Origin of the sequence: Ruegeria conchae, from assembly GCF_000192475.1 — a bacterium.
Classification (GTDB): Bacteria; Pseudomonadota; Alphaproteobacteria; order Rhodobacterales; family Rhodobacteraceae; genus Ruegeria; species Ruegeria conchae.
Genome location: NZ_AEYW01000004.1, coordinates 1 through 16,341, shown reverse-complemented (window position 1 = coordinate 16,341; position 16,341 = coordinate 1). Strand labels below are relative to the sequence as shown.

12 protein-coding genes are annotated in these 16,341 nt (G+C 52.0%); 8 read left to right on the top strand and 4 right to left on the bottom strand.

Translation table 11 applies throughout. The annotated features are described in order from the left end of the window. Positions 1-409 precede the first annotated feature (409 nt). Both G7G_RS0103045 and G7G_RS0103040 read right to left on the bottom strand, forming a co-directional pair. Positions 410-829, bottom strand: coding sequence for a DoxX family protein (locus G7G_RS0103045; RefSeq protein WP_050806434.1), 420 nt, complete (start codon positions 827-829; stop codon positions 410-412). After that, on the bottom strand, positions 778-1,803 hold the full coding sequence (locus tag G7G_RS0103040; RefSeq protein WP_010438204.1) for a helix-turn-helix domain-containing protein: 1,026 nt from the start codon (positions 1,801-1,803) through the stop codon (positions 778-780). The genes G7G_RS0103045 and G7G_RS0103040 overlap by 52 nt, the downstream gene beginning before the upstream one ends. Positions 1,804-1,983: 180 nt before the next feature. Between G7G_RS0103040 and G7G_RS0103035 the strand changes: the two genes are divergently transcribed. From G7G_RS0103035 to G7G_RS0103005, 7 genes are all read left to right on the top strand, one after another. Further along, on the top strand, positions 1,984-3,375 hold the full coding sequence (locus G7G_RS0103035; RefSeq protein WP_010438201.1) for a metal-dependent hydrolase family protein: 1,392 nt from the start codon (positions 1,984-1,986) through the stop codon (positions 3,373-3,375). Positions 3,376-3,437: 62 nt separating this feature from the next. Then, on the top strand, positions 3,438-4,829 hold the full coding sequence (locus tag G7G_RS0103030) for a metal-dependent hydrolase family protein (protein ID WP_010438199.1): 1,392 nt from the start codon (positions 3,438-3,440) through the stop codon (positions 4,827-4,829). 72 nt (positions 4,830-4,901) lie between these two features. Continuing rightward, positions 4,902-5,303: a hypothetical protein gene (locus G7G_RS0103025; protein WP_010438197.1), complete on the top strand. Its 402-nt coding sequence runs from the start codon at positions 4,902-4,904 to the stop codon at positions 5,301-5,303. A gap of 62 nt (positions 5,304-5,365) precedes the next feature. Next, a complete protein-coding gene (locus G7G_RS0103020; protein WP_029621684.1) occupies positions 5,366-6,589 on the top strand; it encodes a carbohydrate porin in 1,224 nt (407 codons plus the stop codon). 151 nt (positions 6,590-6,740) lie between these two features. After that, positions 6,741-8,063: a mechanosensitive ion channel family protein gene (locus G7G_RS0103015; protein ID WP_010438192.1), complete on the top strand. Its 1,323-nt coding sequence runs from the start codon at positions 6,741-6,743 to the stop codon at positions 8,061-8,063. Then, on the top strand, positions 8,060-9,673 hold the full coding sequence (locus G7G_RS0103010) for a mechanosensitive ion channel family protein (protein WP_238528757.1): 1,614 nt from the start codon (positions 8,060-8,062) through the stop codon (positions 9,671-9,673). Before G7G_RS0103015 ends, G7G_RS0103010 begins: the two co-directional genes overlap by 4 nt. Positions 9,674-9,797: 124 nt before the next feature. Further along, on the top strand, positions 9,798-10,298 hold the full coding sequence (locus G7G_RS0103005) for a hypothetical protein (protein ID WP_010438188.1): 501 nt from the start codon (positions 9,798-9,800) through the stop codon (positions 10,296-10,298). A gap of 11 nt (positions 10,299-10,309) precedes the next feature. Here G7G_RS0103005 and G7G_RS0103000 read toward each other — a convergent pair whose 3' ends face one another. Together G7G_RS0103000 and G7G_RS22695 are read right to left on the bottom strand one after the other, a co-directional pair. Further along, positions 10,310-12,952 (bottom strand): AsmA family protein, encoded by a 2,643-nt coding sequence (locus tag G7G_RS0103000; protein WP_238528756.1) that lies wholly within the window; start codon positions 12,950-12,952, stop codon positions 10,310-10,312. Positions 12,953-13,166: 214 nt separating this feature from the next. Beyond that, positions 13,167-14,639 carry a L,D-transpeptidase family protein gene (locus G7G_RS22695; protein WP_010438186.1) on the bottom strand — a complete coding sequence of 491 codons (1,473 nt, stop codon included), beginning with the start codon at positions 14,637-14,639 and terminating at the stop codon, positions 13,167-13,169. A gap of 381 nt (positions 14,640-15,020) precedes the next feature. Between G7G_RS22695 and G7G_RS0102990 the strand changes: the two genes are divergently transcribed. Beyond that, positions 15,021-15,716, top strand: coding sequence for an alpha/beta fold hydrolase (locus G7G_RS0102990; protein ID WP_010438185.1), 696 nt, complete (start codon positions 15,021-15,023; stop codon positions 15,714-15,716). Positions 15,717-16,341 lie beyond the last annotated feature (625 nt).

Below are 16,341 nucleotides of genomic sequence, written 5' to 3'. Positions count from 1 at the left end.
GGAAAATCGTGCAAACCTATGCGCAAATGCTGTGCAAAATTATGGGCGAAGACACCCAGATTTTCTGAATAAAATCAATGATAAGAATGCAGCGTTATGCGCGTCCCTACAGATTTTGTAGGTTTGCGCATAGCACTTCGCACACCCCATAAGTTTGCGTAGTTCGCCCATAGTTTTGCGCTGCGCGTTTCTCTGCATTAGGACGAATTCAATCAGTGTATGGCTTAGTCGTTGCGGTTATGGCCCTTTGCATTGCTCAATCCCGCAAAGGGCCTCCCTAAGGAACCTGGGATTCTCGCGAAGGTCTGCGATGCGCAGAAAGCGGACTTTGCAAAGTCGAGAATAAAGGTCCGTTATGGACGTTCCATCGCTGTCCTGGGATTTCCTGGTATCGGTCGGGTGGCCGTTGCTACAGTATGTTTAGAAGCTTTGAATACCCAGCGTTCAAAACAAGAGCCGCAAGTGTCCCTGTTATCGTCGCCGGTATACCCTGCTTCCAGGTATCGAACACTAGATGGCAGAATATCGCTCCGACAGATGTGCAGAGCAACGCAAGTGCTCCTAGCGGCCCGATCCACGACGATTGAAACCAGATGGCAATTGCCCCGAAAAGTTCCCCGCATCCGACGATGAACATGATCTGCCTGTTGAGGCCGTAGCTTTCGAACATGCCCAACTGGATTTCAAAGACCTTCTTTTGCCACCCAAAAATCTTGATGGATGAAGCAAAGAGAAAAAATGCAGATAGAAGACCGACGGCGATGTTCAGGAGCAATGCTAGTCCTTCCGGTTTGATTTCTTGTAGGCTGCCGGAGATACGCCCGTCCATTTACGAAATGCTCTGGAGAAGGCGGTTGGGTCGGCATAGCCAAGCCTTTGCGCTGTCTCGCCGACGGATTTATTGTCTTTTGCCAGCAGGCGTTCGGCTTCTTCCTGCTTAATGCGCGCGATCACTTGGGACGCCGTTTGACCGTAAGGTTCCAGCCGGTTGTTCAGTGTTTCCTGATGAAAGCCGCAAAGGTCCGCAAGCTCATCCACACCAAATCCTGAATCCGAAAGATGGACCCTGATTAGGCCTTTCAGTCCCGCAAGGAAATCCTGCGGGGCGGCCAGATCTTCATCCATAACCCTGTAGTCTGGGGGGTTTTCCAGTGCCTCTGGTCGTAGTCTGTAACTTAACCAGCTGGAGGGAAACCTGATCGAAAAACCTTGAGGATTGCACTTGATTGCCCGAACGCCGTGAAACTGACCGGGCAGCGCATCCGGGTCACTGACGCGAAGAATGACCTGGTTGGGGTCCCACCTGAAATCCAGGACACGGTGCAACAGGGATATCCATATACTCGTCAGAAACGCGTCGGTTTGGCTGGGAGAAACCGAAATTTGGAAGTTCCTTTTGGCACTGAAATACGCGTGCTCTCCTTCAACAAAGAGGGATTGCGTAACGGCATTGGATTCCTTGGAAACCGCTTGTGTGAACCTGGTAAAGAAGTCTCCCAATGTAAGGGCTTCTGCCAGCATATCGCCAAGCGGGAGAAATTTGACAAGGTCAACGGATTGCCCGACCCGTGCGCAAAAATCCGTTGAAGTGGCTTCTGCCACGGCCTGATAGATCTGGTAGACGGTATCGTGGCGCAGGAAATTCTTCGGGTCCATTACCTGCGCTTCGTTCAACCCCAGAGGATCAAGAACAAACGCGGGTTCGACCCCTACGCTGCGAAGCGCTGCGACAACCGGACCCGCAACTGAAGCCCTGACGAGTGGCAGCGACTGATCCGTGTTATTACCAAGTCTTCTTGTCATCTCTTCTCCAGAAATTCGCAATATGCCCGAGTGTAGGAAATTCCCACAATAAAATTATTAAATCTTGCAGTTTTCCAAAACTATTTTTCACGAACCGGCAAATTGTCAGGCATCAAGTTATTCGAATTCTATAATGACTCCTAAATGCGCCTTTTGCGATTCTTGTTGATAGGAGCCCTGATGAACGGATGTCTGATGCGCATACTTGTGCCCGCAGTACTAGCTGCGAGCCATCTGTTTCCAACTCATGCCGCTGCACAGGAAGAAAGTTTCCCGATCCTTTTCACAAATGTTCATGTCTTTGATGGGGTGAACGAAGCGCGGATCGAGAACGCAAATGTTTTGGTCGTTGATAACCTGATCGCCGAGGTCTCGACTGAGCCGCTTGCCGTCGCCAATGCGCAAATCATCGACGGTGGTGGGCGCACACTGATGCCCGGAATGCATGATCAACACGTGCATCTTACGGTGTTCAACCCTCTCAGCGATGGGTTGCGCCAGAATATAACACCCTTTCACCTTGGCGGCGTCGCGACAATTCGGTCTGAACGCATCCTGATGAATGGGTTCACCACTGTCCGGGACCTAGGCGGACCAGCAAAATCCATCGCTCGCATTATAGATTCCGGCATGTTTCCAGGGCCGCGCATTTACTCGTCTGAAGCCTTCATCACCCAGACATCCGGGCACGCGGACTTCCGTAAACTGAACGACCGGCATCCCACACTGTCTGGGCAAGGACCATCACATTGGGTCGAAAGTGAAATGAGCTTTATAGCCGATGGGCCGGATCAGATCCGGATGGCTGTACGCGAGAACCTGCGCCGCGGGGCAACCCAGATCAAAATTATGGTCAGCGGCGGTGTTACGTCCGAGTTCGACCCCCTGCATTCGCTTCAGTACCAAGCCGATGAAATCCAGATGGCAGTCAAAACCGCCGAACAATGGGGCACTTATGTGACCTGCCATGTGTTCACTGAACAGGCGATCCGAAACTGTATCGACAATGGCGCGAAGACCGTCGAACACATTCCGTTTCTGACTCCGGAAGTGGCCGAGGTCATGGTTCAAAAACAGATCATGTTTGCGACCGCCGTGGCTCCGGTCTACTCGGTCTCCACCGAGCAGGCCGAAGCATTTTACACACCAGCGTCGTTTGCGAAGTGGAAGGCGGTGCGGGATGCCGCGGCCAACATGATTGAAGTAATTCAAACCACGCCAGGCATGATCGATCTCTACACCCTGGGCACTGACCTCATCAACAACTGGGACCAAACGCTAGAGCAGGACAAGAAGATGAGCGACGAGTTCAAATACCTGCTTGAAGCGAATTTCACACCCTTCGACATTTTACGCATCGCAACGTCAAACGGTGCGCGCATGAACCGTCTTACAGGTTTGAACAATCCTTATCAGGACGGCCCGCTGGGTGTGGTCGAAGAGGGTGCATACGCCGATCTTCTATTGGTTGATGGGAACCCGCTGGAGGACATCCTGCTGCTGTCCGATCCCGACACCAATCTGAAGATCATCATGAAAGATGGCGTGATCTACAAGAACACACTCGACTGAGTGTCGCGTGGGGTGAACTTACCTCGGCACCCCGCGCACTAAATTTTAAGGGAGAGAAGGACATGAATATTTCGACAAAGACGGCTGCCGTCGCGAGCCTGGTTTTTTTCACTGCCACTGCTGCGTTTGCGCAGGACACCCTGCCACAAACCCTGTTCACCAACGTCCATGTCTTTGACGGAGTAAATGAGGCGCGGATCGAGAACGCCAGCGTTCTGGTTGAAGGCAACTTGATCAAAGAAGTGTCCACCGAGGCTATCGACGCGCCTGGCGCGACGGTTGTGGATGGAGGTGGTCGCACATTGATGCCCGGGCTGATCGACAGCCACGTCCATCTGAACCTGACCGGTCTGTTCACAAGCTTTGGTGGCGCGGAATATGCGAATTGGGACGGCGTCGGCGCGATGGCGGTCGCAAACGCGCGTGATTACCTTATGGATGGGTACACAACGGTTCGCGATGCCTGTGGCCAAGGCGATGCGATGAAAAAGCTGATCGATCAGAATATCCTTGTCGGGCCACGGATTTACCCGAGCGGCGCGTGCATCGGCCCACAATCTGGTCACACGGACTGGCGCAGCCCTCGTGCCCGGGCTGAAGGTGGCCCCGTCGCACAGGTGGAAGAACTCAATCTCGCGGTCGTTGCGGACGGCGTAGACGAAATCAGAACGGCCGCGCGCCGGAACCTCAGCTATGGGGCCACGCAAATCAAGTTAACCGTCGGCGGCGGTGTTTCCTCGGAATTAGACCCGCTTTGGTCTGTGGGATACGGCGTGGAAGAGATCAGGGCGGCCGTAGAGGTCGCAGCCTTTTTTGATACTTATGCCTTTACGCATGCATACACGGACGAAACTGTCCAAATGGCACTGGATGCGGGCGTCAAGGTTATTGAACACGGCCAGATGGTCACAGAAGAAACCGTGAAACGAATGGCTGATGAAGGGATATTCTGGTCCCTCAACACCGCCGGGTTCTCACCGATCCTGTTTGAGCACCCGAACTTTGCACCGGGTACGCCAGCAGGCATCAAGCTTGCGGTTGCACATGACCAAAGCAAGGATCTCATCGCGCTTGTCAAGAAATACAAACCCAAGGTCGTGCACAACGTTGATACAGTACTGTCAACGCTCGATCAGGGCCGTGCCCATCGCGATTTCGAAAAGTACCAGTTTGCTGATTGGTTCGGCAATCATGCCATGCTGGTCTCCGCTACGTCGACCGCGGGCGAACTGGCGCAGCTGACTGGCCAACGTAATCCTTATCCGGAGCAGTTGGGGGTGATCCAAGAAGGAGCCTACGCCGATATCCTGATCGTCGATGGCAACCCGCTGGAAGATCTTTCTGTCTTGGGGGCCCAACCGAAATGGTTTGACGCGGAACCGCGTGAAGAAGGTTTCGACACCATCCGTGTCATCATGAAAGACGGCAAATTCTACAAGAATACGCTGCAATAAAAGGAAAGTGGGGTGGTCTATCTTTGATAACCCCACACTTCAGCCAAGAAACCTTCCCTGAAAGGAAAGACTGTGAAACATCTCAGCCTTGGCGTCTTTATGGCGATCTGTGGTTCAATTGCCGCAGCTGAAGACGCCGAAAGCATGCGTACGTTTTTGTTCATTGGCACGTCCAATAGCACCGCTTGGGAAATGCAGATCGCCAATCCGGGGGATCGCGCAGCCTCGGTGAAGGGCGGGATCGAAGCGCTCGGTGGAGAGCTTTTGAGCTATTACTGGGGACTTGGGAACGGGAAGAACTACATCACCGTCTCCCTGCCAGATGACCCTACCTTTATCCAAGCCTTCTATGTTAGCCGCCTCGGCGATGGCCTGCTTGATGATTACCAGATGATCGAGTTGATGAGCAGCGCCGACATGGCTGCGGCGCTGGAACGTGTTTCCGAAATAAAAGCTGTGGATGATGTAAAGTGATTGGAGTTTTGTCGCACCAGAGATCGTACCTTCCATCACGACCGACCCTTTCCACCGCGTTATTGAGCGCCTTTGCACTATTTGCCGGTGCTGCTGGCGCACAGGAAAACGCTGGTCAGGCCAAACTGGAGGCCGCAGCCCAGGTATCGTTGGGTGGTCCGGGATCAGCCAGCGCGCAGCAGGAGCAAGACAGGTTGCGCCGGCTGGAAGATTCGCGTTGGCCCGGTTTGGACCGTGCCATTGATCCAGCCGAGAACGCTTTGGGTCGATTTCGGGAAAACACCGGATTAGCCCTCAGCTTCGACTATCAGGCGCTATACCAGCGCAGTTCTCACAGCCTGACCGGGCAAGACGAATCTGCATCCGGTCAGCTCAGGATGATCGGGACGTGGGAATTGGCAAACCGGGGTGGTGAAAACCCGGGTAGCCTTGTCTTTATTCTGGAGAACCGACACCGGTTGGGCCAGTCCATTGCACCTTCAGCGCTGCCTGCGCAAATTGGGTATCAAGGGGCAACCGCGGTCACGTTTGGGGACACAAACACGACCTTGTCGGTAGCTTACTGGCAACAAGCCTTCGCAAACGGCCGCGGAGGAGTGGTGGCGGGTCGGATCGATCCGGGCGACTACTCTGACATTCTGGGTTACGTGAACCCACGAACGACCTTTTCGAACTATTCGATCCTGTTTAGCCCGGTGCTGCCAATCCCCGATCCAGGTTTTGGCGTCACCGTCGGCGGCTATCTAACGGACCAGATTTACGCGTTAGGGGTAGTTAGCGATGCCAATGGGTCTCTCACAGACATTGAGTGGTTTTCCGGGGGTAGCGAATTCTACAAATACGCCGAGATCGGCTGGACGCCCGAAAAATCAAAACGATTTCTGACAAACGTTCATCTGGGGATGTTTCACACAGATGCGCGCCGACAAGTTGGCGTACCGGAAACATATGGAGCCACACTTTCTGCCAACCATACATTCGACAGCCAACTGATGATTTTCGGACGGCTGGGATGGTCCAATGGCGGGGGTGCGCTGGCCAGGCGTGCAGTCAACGCAGGCTTGATGTGGCGACCTGGCACCTACGATGATCTCCTTGGCATAGCGGCCACTGTTGCCGACCTGACGACACCAGGATTGCCCAGTCAAACGACACTTGAAGTTTTCTACCGTTTGGACCTGGCCGACAATCTGGCACTGACGGCAGACGTGCAATACCTGAAAAATCCCGGATCAAACTCGAACGACCCGCTGGTCTTAGGACTGAGACTGAGGGTCAATCTTTGATGCATGCCGGTTAGTAGTTTCCGTTCGGGCTGCATTTTTGCCGGAACGGGCGGGGGCGGCAAGTGAGTGGGTCGCCCCCAACTATTTTTGATGGCAGACCTTTCCGGTCTCCTTACGATCTCTTCAGTCTTTATGTGGGAGCTTTAGTGTCATGGCGCGATACATCTACGGTTTGGTTATTTTGCTCTTTGCTGCGGCGGTATCGACGTCAAACGCTGTTCCAGCGTACGCACAGAATGCTGCAACTGAACAGGAACCTGCTGCGGTACAGCAAGAAGATCTCTTAACTGAGGTTGCCGACAAATCAATTTCTGCCGGTGACCTGGAGATACTGCTTGTTCCGCTGACGACTGATGAGCTTTCAGAAATTGCTGTTGCCTGGCAAGACCATGTTCGCAACCAACTTGAAGAAATTGCCCGTATTAATCTTAGCCTTCAGGCCGGAAACGAAGCGCAAGAAGATGACCTGAGATCACAGCTTTCTTTGATAAACGATACTGGCACTGTAATTTTGGATAATTACACTCTGGTCTTGAACGAGTGGGCCTTAAAGGGTGCCGCCGAAGAAGACCTGAAACCGCATACCGATTATGTCTTAGCGCTCAAAACTGGCGTGCTTAAAACAACGGATTTGCAGACGTTATTTCACAACGCTCTCCAATGGTTGGTTTCCTGGGAGGGAGGTGCTGGTCTTTTATTGGCTGGGCTGGGTGTTTTGGCGGCTGTTTGGGTTATGATGTTTGTCGCGAAAGTGGTGCGTCGTCTATCTGAGCGCGGCCTTGAAAAGATACCTACAATTTCGCGGATGCTTAAGAAATTCATTGCGACCGCAGTGTTTTGGGCGATCTTTATTCTCGGCATTCTGGTTGTACTTGCCCTGTTTGGTGTGAATGTCACTCCTTTGTTTGCAATATTTGGTGGTTTGTCTTTCATTCTTGGCTTTGCGCTTCAGGAAACGCTAGGCAATCTCGCCAGCGGTCTGATGATCATGGTTTTAAAGCCATTCGATACCGGAGACTATATTCAGGTTGGCGGGTCATCTGGTTTTGTTGACGAGATGTCGGTCGTTTCGACAAAAATCCGAACCTTCGACAATCAGATCATCATCGTGCCGAATAGTAAGATCTGGGGTGACGTAATCACAAATGTCAGCGCATCTGATGAGCGTCGCGTCGATCTGGTTTTTGGTATCGCGTATTCAGACAATGCTGCCCACGCAATCAATGTGCTGAAAGAATTGGTCGGAAGGCATGAACTATGCCTGAAATCGCCTGATCCAGAAATATTTGTTGGTGAGCTTGGCGACAATTCAGTCAATATCTTTTGTCGACCGTGGTCTAAGTCTGACGACTATTGGACTGTCTATTGGGACCTCACAGGACAAGCCAAGGAACGGTTTGACCAAGAGGGAATATCAATACCGTTCCCGCAGCGCGATGTTCACCTGATCCCAGTGGAAGGAGCAAAGACATGAGAGCATTAGTAATATGGATGATGTCCTTTCTGCTTCTTTGCAGTGTCGCCTCGGCTCAGTCAGAAGAAATACTGCTGCCACAGCAGGAACGAGAAGATCCCGAATTCATAGCACCTGTTGTTGTCGATGGGGATGAACTTTTTGTCGTCCGCGGATCCAGCGCATTGCCTGCAACGGACAGGGCCGCAAAGATTGAAGAAAGAATTACTCAAGTCGCGGATAGATCAGAGAGCAAAACGGTCGACATCCAAATCTCCCGAGCTGAATTTGGACAACTCGTACGCGTCGACGGCCATATGGTCACTATTACCACTCAGGCTGACGCCGACCACGAACAGATGGACATTGAAGTTCTGGCCGGGCTGCAAGCAGAGGCCATCGAAAATGCCATTTTAAAGTACCGGGAAGCGCGATCCAGCGAAGGCCGCGTTGACAGCACCTTGGCCGCTGTTGCTTGGACGGCGTTGTTTGCACTGGTGTCATACTTCTTCTTTGCCAAACGGAAGAAGTTTCTGGGCTACGTCAGAAACAACTTGGAAAAGAGAGCGGAAAGCGTCGAGGAAGCTACAAAGTCAATCCTACGAAGCAGGGCAATCGCGTCTATCATCGTTTATTCAATTCATGCTTTGATGTGGGTGCTGTTTCTGTTTTTTCTCTACTACTACCTGTCCTTGGTATTGCTGTCGTTCGCGGAAACCCGGGCCATTGCTCAAGTTCTTCTTAAGTACGTCAGTGAGCCATTGATTACCGTTGTGCTGGCTGTCATTGGGTACATCCCAAATCTGATCATGCTGGTAATTATAGCAGCTGTAAGCCGGTTTGCGATCCGTGGCCTCGATCTGTTCTTTGACAACCTGGAGAACGGGGCGTTTGAAATCAAAGGTTTCGAGGCGCACTGGATCGCGCCAACAAACATGCTGTTCAGGGCTTTGGTTATCGTGATCGCGCTGGTGTTCGCTTACCCATACATTCCGGGCTCAGGTTCCCGGGCGTTTCAAGGCCTGACAATTCTTGCCGGTATCATGGTCTCGTTGGGATCTAACACAGTTGTATCGAACATGATGGCAGGTCTGTTTGTCATCTATCGGCGCAGCACGAATGTTGGTGATCGAATAATGGTTGGCGACAAGATAGGGGACGTAACCGAAATCAAGCTTATGGAAACACTTATCAAATCCATCAAAAACGAAATGATCAGTATTCCAAACGCTCAGTTGTTGAACTCAGAAGTCGTGAATTATTCGCGCAAAGTCGATGGTCGAGGCCTTCTCGTTCACACAACGGTCGGGATCGGGTACGAGGAGCCGCCAAAAAAAATCACGGCAATGTTGATAGAGGCGGCTCATCGCACACAGGGTTTGAAGAAAAACCCGGAGCCTTTTGTACTTTGGACACAGTTGGCTGACTATGCCATCAATTACGAAATCAACGCGTACACGTCTCGGGGATCGAGTTTGCCTAAGATTCTGTCTGATCTACACCAAAACATCGTGGAAGTGTTCAACGAGAACAGTACGCAAATTATGACACCGTCCTACATGGCTGACCCGCAAAGTCCTAAGATTCCCACTGAGGAATGGGATGGAAAGCTTGCTCATATAGCGGAGTAAAAGAATACCAAGCCCACTCTGGGTCCACAAAACCCCGCCCTTGCAGGTTGTCGGATTAGTTTGATTGATCCAGAGCTATGGGTAGGATTAATGCAATAGTTTTCAGAAAGTTTTGGGGTTCCAGATGATCAATTGGACATTTACCGCAATAGTAACGCTTCTCGCGAGTGGCGCTGTTGCCGCTGGTATGGAGCCGTGGGGTGAGTCCGGCGACTGGAAAATTTTGATCGACCCCGAGAAAGGAAACGGCTGCCTCGCGTGGAAGCCCTTCGAAGACGACATGACAGTTGAGATTGGCGTCGCACCCAATCAGGCTGGCGGTTTCTTCGCCGCTTACAATCCGACCTGGGTTCAGATTGAGGACGGATCAACCGGTATCGTGAACTTCGATTTTGGTGACGCAAAGTTTGAAGGCGAAGCCATAGGTGTTTTTAAAAATGGCGTCCCCGGGGGTTACGCCTTTTTCGACAACCCTGCGTTTGTAACCGAATTCGGCAAGCGCCAAAGCGTCACGATTATTGGTGAAAGTGGAGCCGAAGTAGAACTTGATCTAAGTGGGTCCTCAAAAGCCATCGGGGCCGTTTTGGCATGTCAGGCAGAACAGCCTGAACCACTCAAGAACTAGGTCGTGACCGACTATTGAAGCTGATTCATGTCTGGCACGCACGGTTGCCTGTCTGCCGGCATCGCATCAGCACCTTCCGGAGCCTTGTTTCTGGATCCACCCACATCCAACTTGAACTTCGGTGACGAAAGTTGGCCAGTCACATCAAACGGCCACGCGCTACGGGATAACGGTTTGCCAACTCGACGGGGTTCTGCCCTGATCGCAATGAAATCTTTGACCCAATCCACTTGGCCCTTGGCCACCAATTGAACAGAACCCGTTTCAACCACGATGGAGTCTGAGCTTACCCGGCCGGCTTCGATGCTAATTGGTGCCACAACGCATGTTATGTCCGTGTAACCTTGACGGAGTTCCTCTGAAAACAGCCATGGGAAAATACCAAGCCCTGCCAACTCCAGAAGGCTGGTGCTGACATAGCCTTGTGACATCGATAAAGAAGCAGTGCCGCGCATGGAATTCACAAACGCATTGCCAGACGCGGTATTGCCTGAAACGTTGAACTCACCACTCAATCGCCCATATGCATCTATCCCGATACCCAGTTCATCGAGAATCTCTCCGAATTCCCATCCTGAAGTTGACCCCGACAAGGAGAGCCAATCAGGTGAGTCAATCAGATCCATCACTGCCCGTAGGCTGAAGTTTCCACCGCCATAAGCCATCTGGAGCGGGCCAAAATCTACGGTCCCTTCTTTTGCAGACAATTGGCTGGAAACAGAAGTTACGCCTTGTTGGCCAACAATCTCCTTAAAGTCGATCTGTACCTGAACGTCAGCCTCTCTCAGTACGCGCTGCACATCCAGAAGATCGGCTGGCTTTCCTTTCTCCTTTGGTAAAACCAGGGGCTGTACGTTGGTTTCCTTCGGTAGAACCAAGGGCTGTACGTCGGTTTCAGGATCTTTTGAAGCGTCGCCTACCAAGCTTTTAAGCTGGTCCAGCGTAGCGGTCAGGTTTTTTAGATCGTTTAAATCGAGCCTTTTACTCGCAACGTTTCCGCGAATTACAGAAGCGCCCTCGGGAAATTTTGCATCCAAAGCGGCCAGAAGGTGTGACGAACCGGCTTCAAACTCGATTGAGGCAGTGAAGTCCTCGCCCTGCTTCGACGTCACTGCATCGACGGCAAGTGCGCCAATCTCGACAGGTTGCAATTTAAGCGCAGTCAGAAAACTAGCTCCGTCGCTGACATCCAGTTCCACGTTAAAATCAAGGCCTGACAGCCCTTTCAATTCGCTGACCGATAGCGCGAGGTCAAGCGCCCAAATATCTGTGCCATAGGTGGTTGCATTAAACCTGTTGAGCGAAACAGGCCCTCCTTCATTGGACAAGCTGAAGTCGGCATTTATGCCACCGAGCTGATCGACAAAATCTTCATCCATATTTGGCAAAATCAATTTGGCCGGCCCGTTGAGTGTGCCTTCGAAAGTCACGTCCTGAAGCTGAAGCAGGTCGAGAATTTCGCCGTCGGCCTTTAGAATTGGGTCCTCAATGGGTCCAGCCTGTAAGGCGATGCCCAGCATCGCAAGCCGACCATCGGGCATGCGGCGAATGCGTTCGATAGAGGCTGGCCCGATCACGTCCAGGCCTTGATCAAATGCGTTAGTTTGGAACAGAAGTTTCTCGAACTCGAAAGACGCAAGTGATCCTATCATGTGCATTTCAAAGGCTGTGAACTTCAGCTCCTGGAAACTCTTTGCTGCGTTCGGCGGCTGCCCCTCAGGATAAAGCCGCGCGTCGAATAGCAGATCAACGCCCCTAGCTGTGTAGAGGTCTTCTATCGATCCTTCTGCTGTAAGTTGCTGTCCGTCCTCAAGGTTTACGGTGGTCGTAAAGGTCTCGATTTTCAGAGCATCCTGAGAAACAAGCTCTGCTTGCAACTGGCCATTCCCTTCCAGAACTCGCTCCAGCCCAATGACTTCAAGAAAGTCACCGAATTCACCAGTGTCCATCTGCAAGACAGCACGATAGCCACCTCCCTCGCTTTCCGAAAAAGGTTCGCCGTCGTAGCTTACCGTCATTTCGCCAAAATTGGCGCGCGTCGCAAACGGCGCACTATGAGGATAGTCACCCTCGATTTCGAAACTTTGGCCGTTGACGGAGCCTGTCCCCGAGACCTTTGTTCTTTGCCCTTCGTCTACCTGTTCCAGAGCGAGAGACTGGAGGTCAAACACGAACGAAAAGCCAGAGGATTGATCATCAATGTTCAACCCAATGGATGTGAAAGTTACATTCTTGTCGCTCAGGAATGAGAGGATTCCACTACCTTCTGGGTCGCCCTCATTGGATCCGCCGGTCTCAGCTATAGCCTCTTGATTGTCCTCTTCCGTGGCGTTTTCGGGTTCAGGTTTTGGCGTCGGTCGGCCTTTTCGCCAACTTGTAGTGCCGTCAGCAGCTGTAAGGAAATTCGCCTGGAGACCGTCAACGACGAGGTTGTCAAAGTGCAGACGTCGATTGGCCAAAGCAGCAACATCCAATTCCAGTTCCAGAAGGTTCAATTCCGCAAGAGATGTTTCCGGCATAGTTTGGCTCGGGATAACCACACCACCGACGTAAATGTGGGTAATGCGTCCAAGCGCGACACTTACATCGTCATTAACCACAATCGGTTGTCCGATTTGTTCAGAAAGGACTTTTTCGACCAGGTCACGTCGCATCTCCGAGAATAGCGGCGCAGCAAGTAGCAACCAAACAAGTGCGATTGTTGCAAACACAAGTAGTACGACAATCCCAATTGTTCTAAACAGCCAAGTCCTCATGCATCCCCCTGACGTCGCCTACGCCGTTTTGTCTATCTGCAATTCGGCGTTTGCCAATCTACTGAAAAAGTTGGGCACGTAACTCGGTTCTCGCGCGCCGCGCATTTCGTGCTCATCGGTCCAAAGCTGCCAGGATACGGGCATCCCGTTCGTAAGGGTCCTCGCGGAAATGAACGACCCCGTCTTCGACCCACGCTGTCCAATATGTCAAAAGAACCGGCATTGGCTCAGGTAGATCAACGCGCGTTGTCTTTCCGCTATCCAAAATGGACTGCATCTTCTGCCGGCTCCAATCTGGCTCTCCCTCCATCAGAAGGCTCGCGAACTCGAACGGATACTCAAGGCGAACGCAGCCGGAACTGAGATTACTCTCGTTTCGGTCAAAAAGGGTTTTGTCGTTTGTGTCGTGCAAGTATACAGCATATTTGTTTGGAAACATGAACTTAACCAAACCCAGCGCATTGTCTGGGCCCGGCTGCTGAACCAGGGTCACGCCGGGGTTCTTCGCCCCCCAGTTTACGGCGTTTGCGGGGATTGTCTGGCCATCCTTGTTCCGAACAACATAGTTGTTGCGTGTCAGATAGGCTGGATCCTTGCGGATGCGCGAAAGTTTGTCTTTACGAAAAATCGAGGCGGGAACGGTCCAGGTGGGATTGAATTCCATATACTTGATTTCGTCTCGGAACACTGGGGTCTTTCGATAGGCTGACCCTGTGATTGATCTAGTGGTCCAAAGCGTGCCATCCGATGTGACCAAATATGTGCGGGCTCCTGCAATGTTCACCAGCACGAATTCGTCGTCGACTTCCCGCATAAGCCAGCGGCCACGTTCCAAGCTGAGACGCAGCTTGTTAATTCGATCTTCCACCGGTTTGTTTAGCGATGCGAACGTCTTACCGCCAATGACCCCATCGGCTTCTAATCCATGCCGACTCTGAAAAGATTTGACTAATTTCACCAAGTTATCGTCGTAAACCCAAGCTGTGTTTATGCCGTTTTCACCGTCTTCAGAAGAACCGCTTGTTTCAACGAAGCCTTCTGCCGCCAGCCTTTCGCGCAGCTTAGCGACAGCAGGGTCCACAATCTCTGGTTTAAGAACGGTTTCATCCGGAACATTGGTCCAACCGCCCTGTAAAGCAATGGCCCTATACTTACTCAGTGCTTCGACAAGCATCGTATACTGCGCATTGTCGATATCGATGCGTTCGATTAACGCGCTAAAACCTTCACCTTGAAGAAACTGATTCAGGGCAACGGCTGGGTCTTGTTGAATTACCGGTTTTGAGAAGTTCCAATCATCGTCCAGTGCATTTGGGTCGACTTTCCCAAACACCAAATGATGAACCAGTTTCACCGCAGCGTCCGTTGCCAGAATATCGAACAATGCTTGATTAGAAACATCGCCAGTTTGGGCGGCCTTAAATGCGGCTTGAAGCTCCGCTATGTCAAAATCTTCCGGTCTGAAGCCCTGTTCTATAGCGCCATCCAACTCCTCCAAGAGTTCGTCTGCCAATTCATCGCGTGTCCACGCAGGAGTGAAGCCCCTCTCTTCGTAAAAACGCGGCACTAGGATTTCAGCATCCAAGCTCTTTCTGTCAGGTAGCGTGCTACTCACGTCCAACTTGGCACCGAGTAGAGAAGCAAACTGCTCTGATATCTCGTTTGCGACACTTGGGTTGGGGAATATTGTTACCAATGCAGTTAGCGAAATCGCGACTAACGACTTAACGTGACCCACCAATACCTCCTGCGGCTTCGCGCTATATGCTGTCTCTATGTGGGAGGATACTCATACATAATGTATAATCAAATCGTAATTTATGATTTTAGTATGGCCATTTGATTGGAGGGTTCGAGTGCTGTGTGTATATGCAGGGGATTGACGCTGAACGTCCAAACGATCCTGTGGACGAGGCGGCCCTGTTGAATCTACTGTCATTGCAGTATCGACGGAGTTGGGCGGGTTATGGCGACATTTGTATTGGTCCACGGAGCGTGGCAAGGGGGATGGTGTTGGGCTCGCGTAGCCGCCCTTCTGCGCAGGGACGGCCACGACGTTTTCACCCCGACACTGACAGGGTTGGGTGAACGTGCTCACCTCGTTAGTGACGAAACCGATCTGGCCATGCATATCGAGGATGTCCTAGGGGTAATCACGTGCGAAGAACTCTCTGACATTGTTTTGTGCGGTCATAGCTATGGCGGCATGGTTGTCACCGGAGTGGCGGATAGAGCGCCCGACCACATTCGCTCACTTGTGTACCTCGATGCGCTCGTACCGGGCGATGGGCAGGCGGCCTTGGATGTTTTGCCTGCGGATATCGCGGCAGGGCTTCGTGATAGTGCCGCCGGTGGTAAAGTCGCGCCGGGCCCAGCGGAGGCTTTTTCGGTGAATGGAGCAGACTGTGCGTGGGTGGACCGCCGAAATGTCGCGCAACCACTCAAGACATTTGAGCAACCGATGCAACTGGTGAGCGGCCGAGCCGAGGTGGTAAAGCGGACCTACATCTATGCCACCGGCTGGGTCCCTGGGCTTGGCCAACCGTTTTTTGAGCGATACCAGTATCAGTCGGGGTGGACGGCGATTTCGGTGCCATTCGGGCACTACGTGATGATCGACAAGCCTGACGACTTGGCCCGAATGCTAATGTCCGCGATTTGAATTTGGCCGCCGGATCCTGCACGAGCGCGCGGACAGCGAAATCGCCCGCATAGGAATAGTTATTGCTTCTATCCCGATTGTCCTACTTCAATCAGCGCTTCGGGCGAGATGCGCCGTAGCTCCGCAAGTGAATCCGCGTCTCGACTGATCAGCTGGCATTGATCTCAAACCGAAGCTTCAGCTTCAATGGCAGGCAACCGATCTCGGCGCCGTCACTTTCGGATGCTCGATAATGAGTATGCGGTACTAGCTAGGAAAATAAGATCGGCTCAGACAAGGCGCTCGACGTTATCTTGGCCAACAAGTCTCTCACAATTGCCTTAGAACTGTTTCCCACTGACTAGGGTTGAATTTTTTCGACCAGAGTGCACTCTTGATTGTGGATGAGCGTCTAAAGTCGATTGAGCTGAGAGAGGACTACTATAAATTGAACGAATTCTACGCACCGCGCAAACTTATGGGCAAAAAATGCAAACTTATGCGCAAATCTCGCGCAAGGTTATGGGCGTAGAATCCGTAATTTTCTGAATGTAATCAGTGTTGGGCGCGCAACGATATGCGCGCGCCTACAGATTTTGTCGTTGCCCCGATAGTTATTCCGGGCATCCTTCTGGCGGCCTGGATC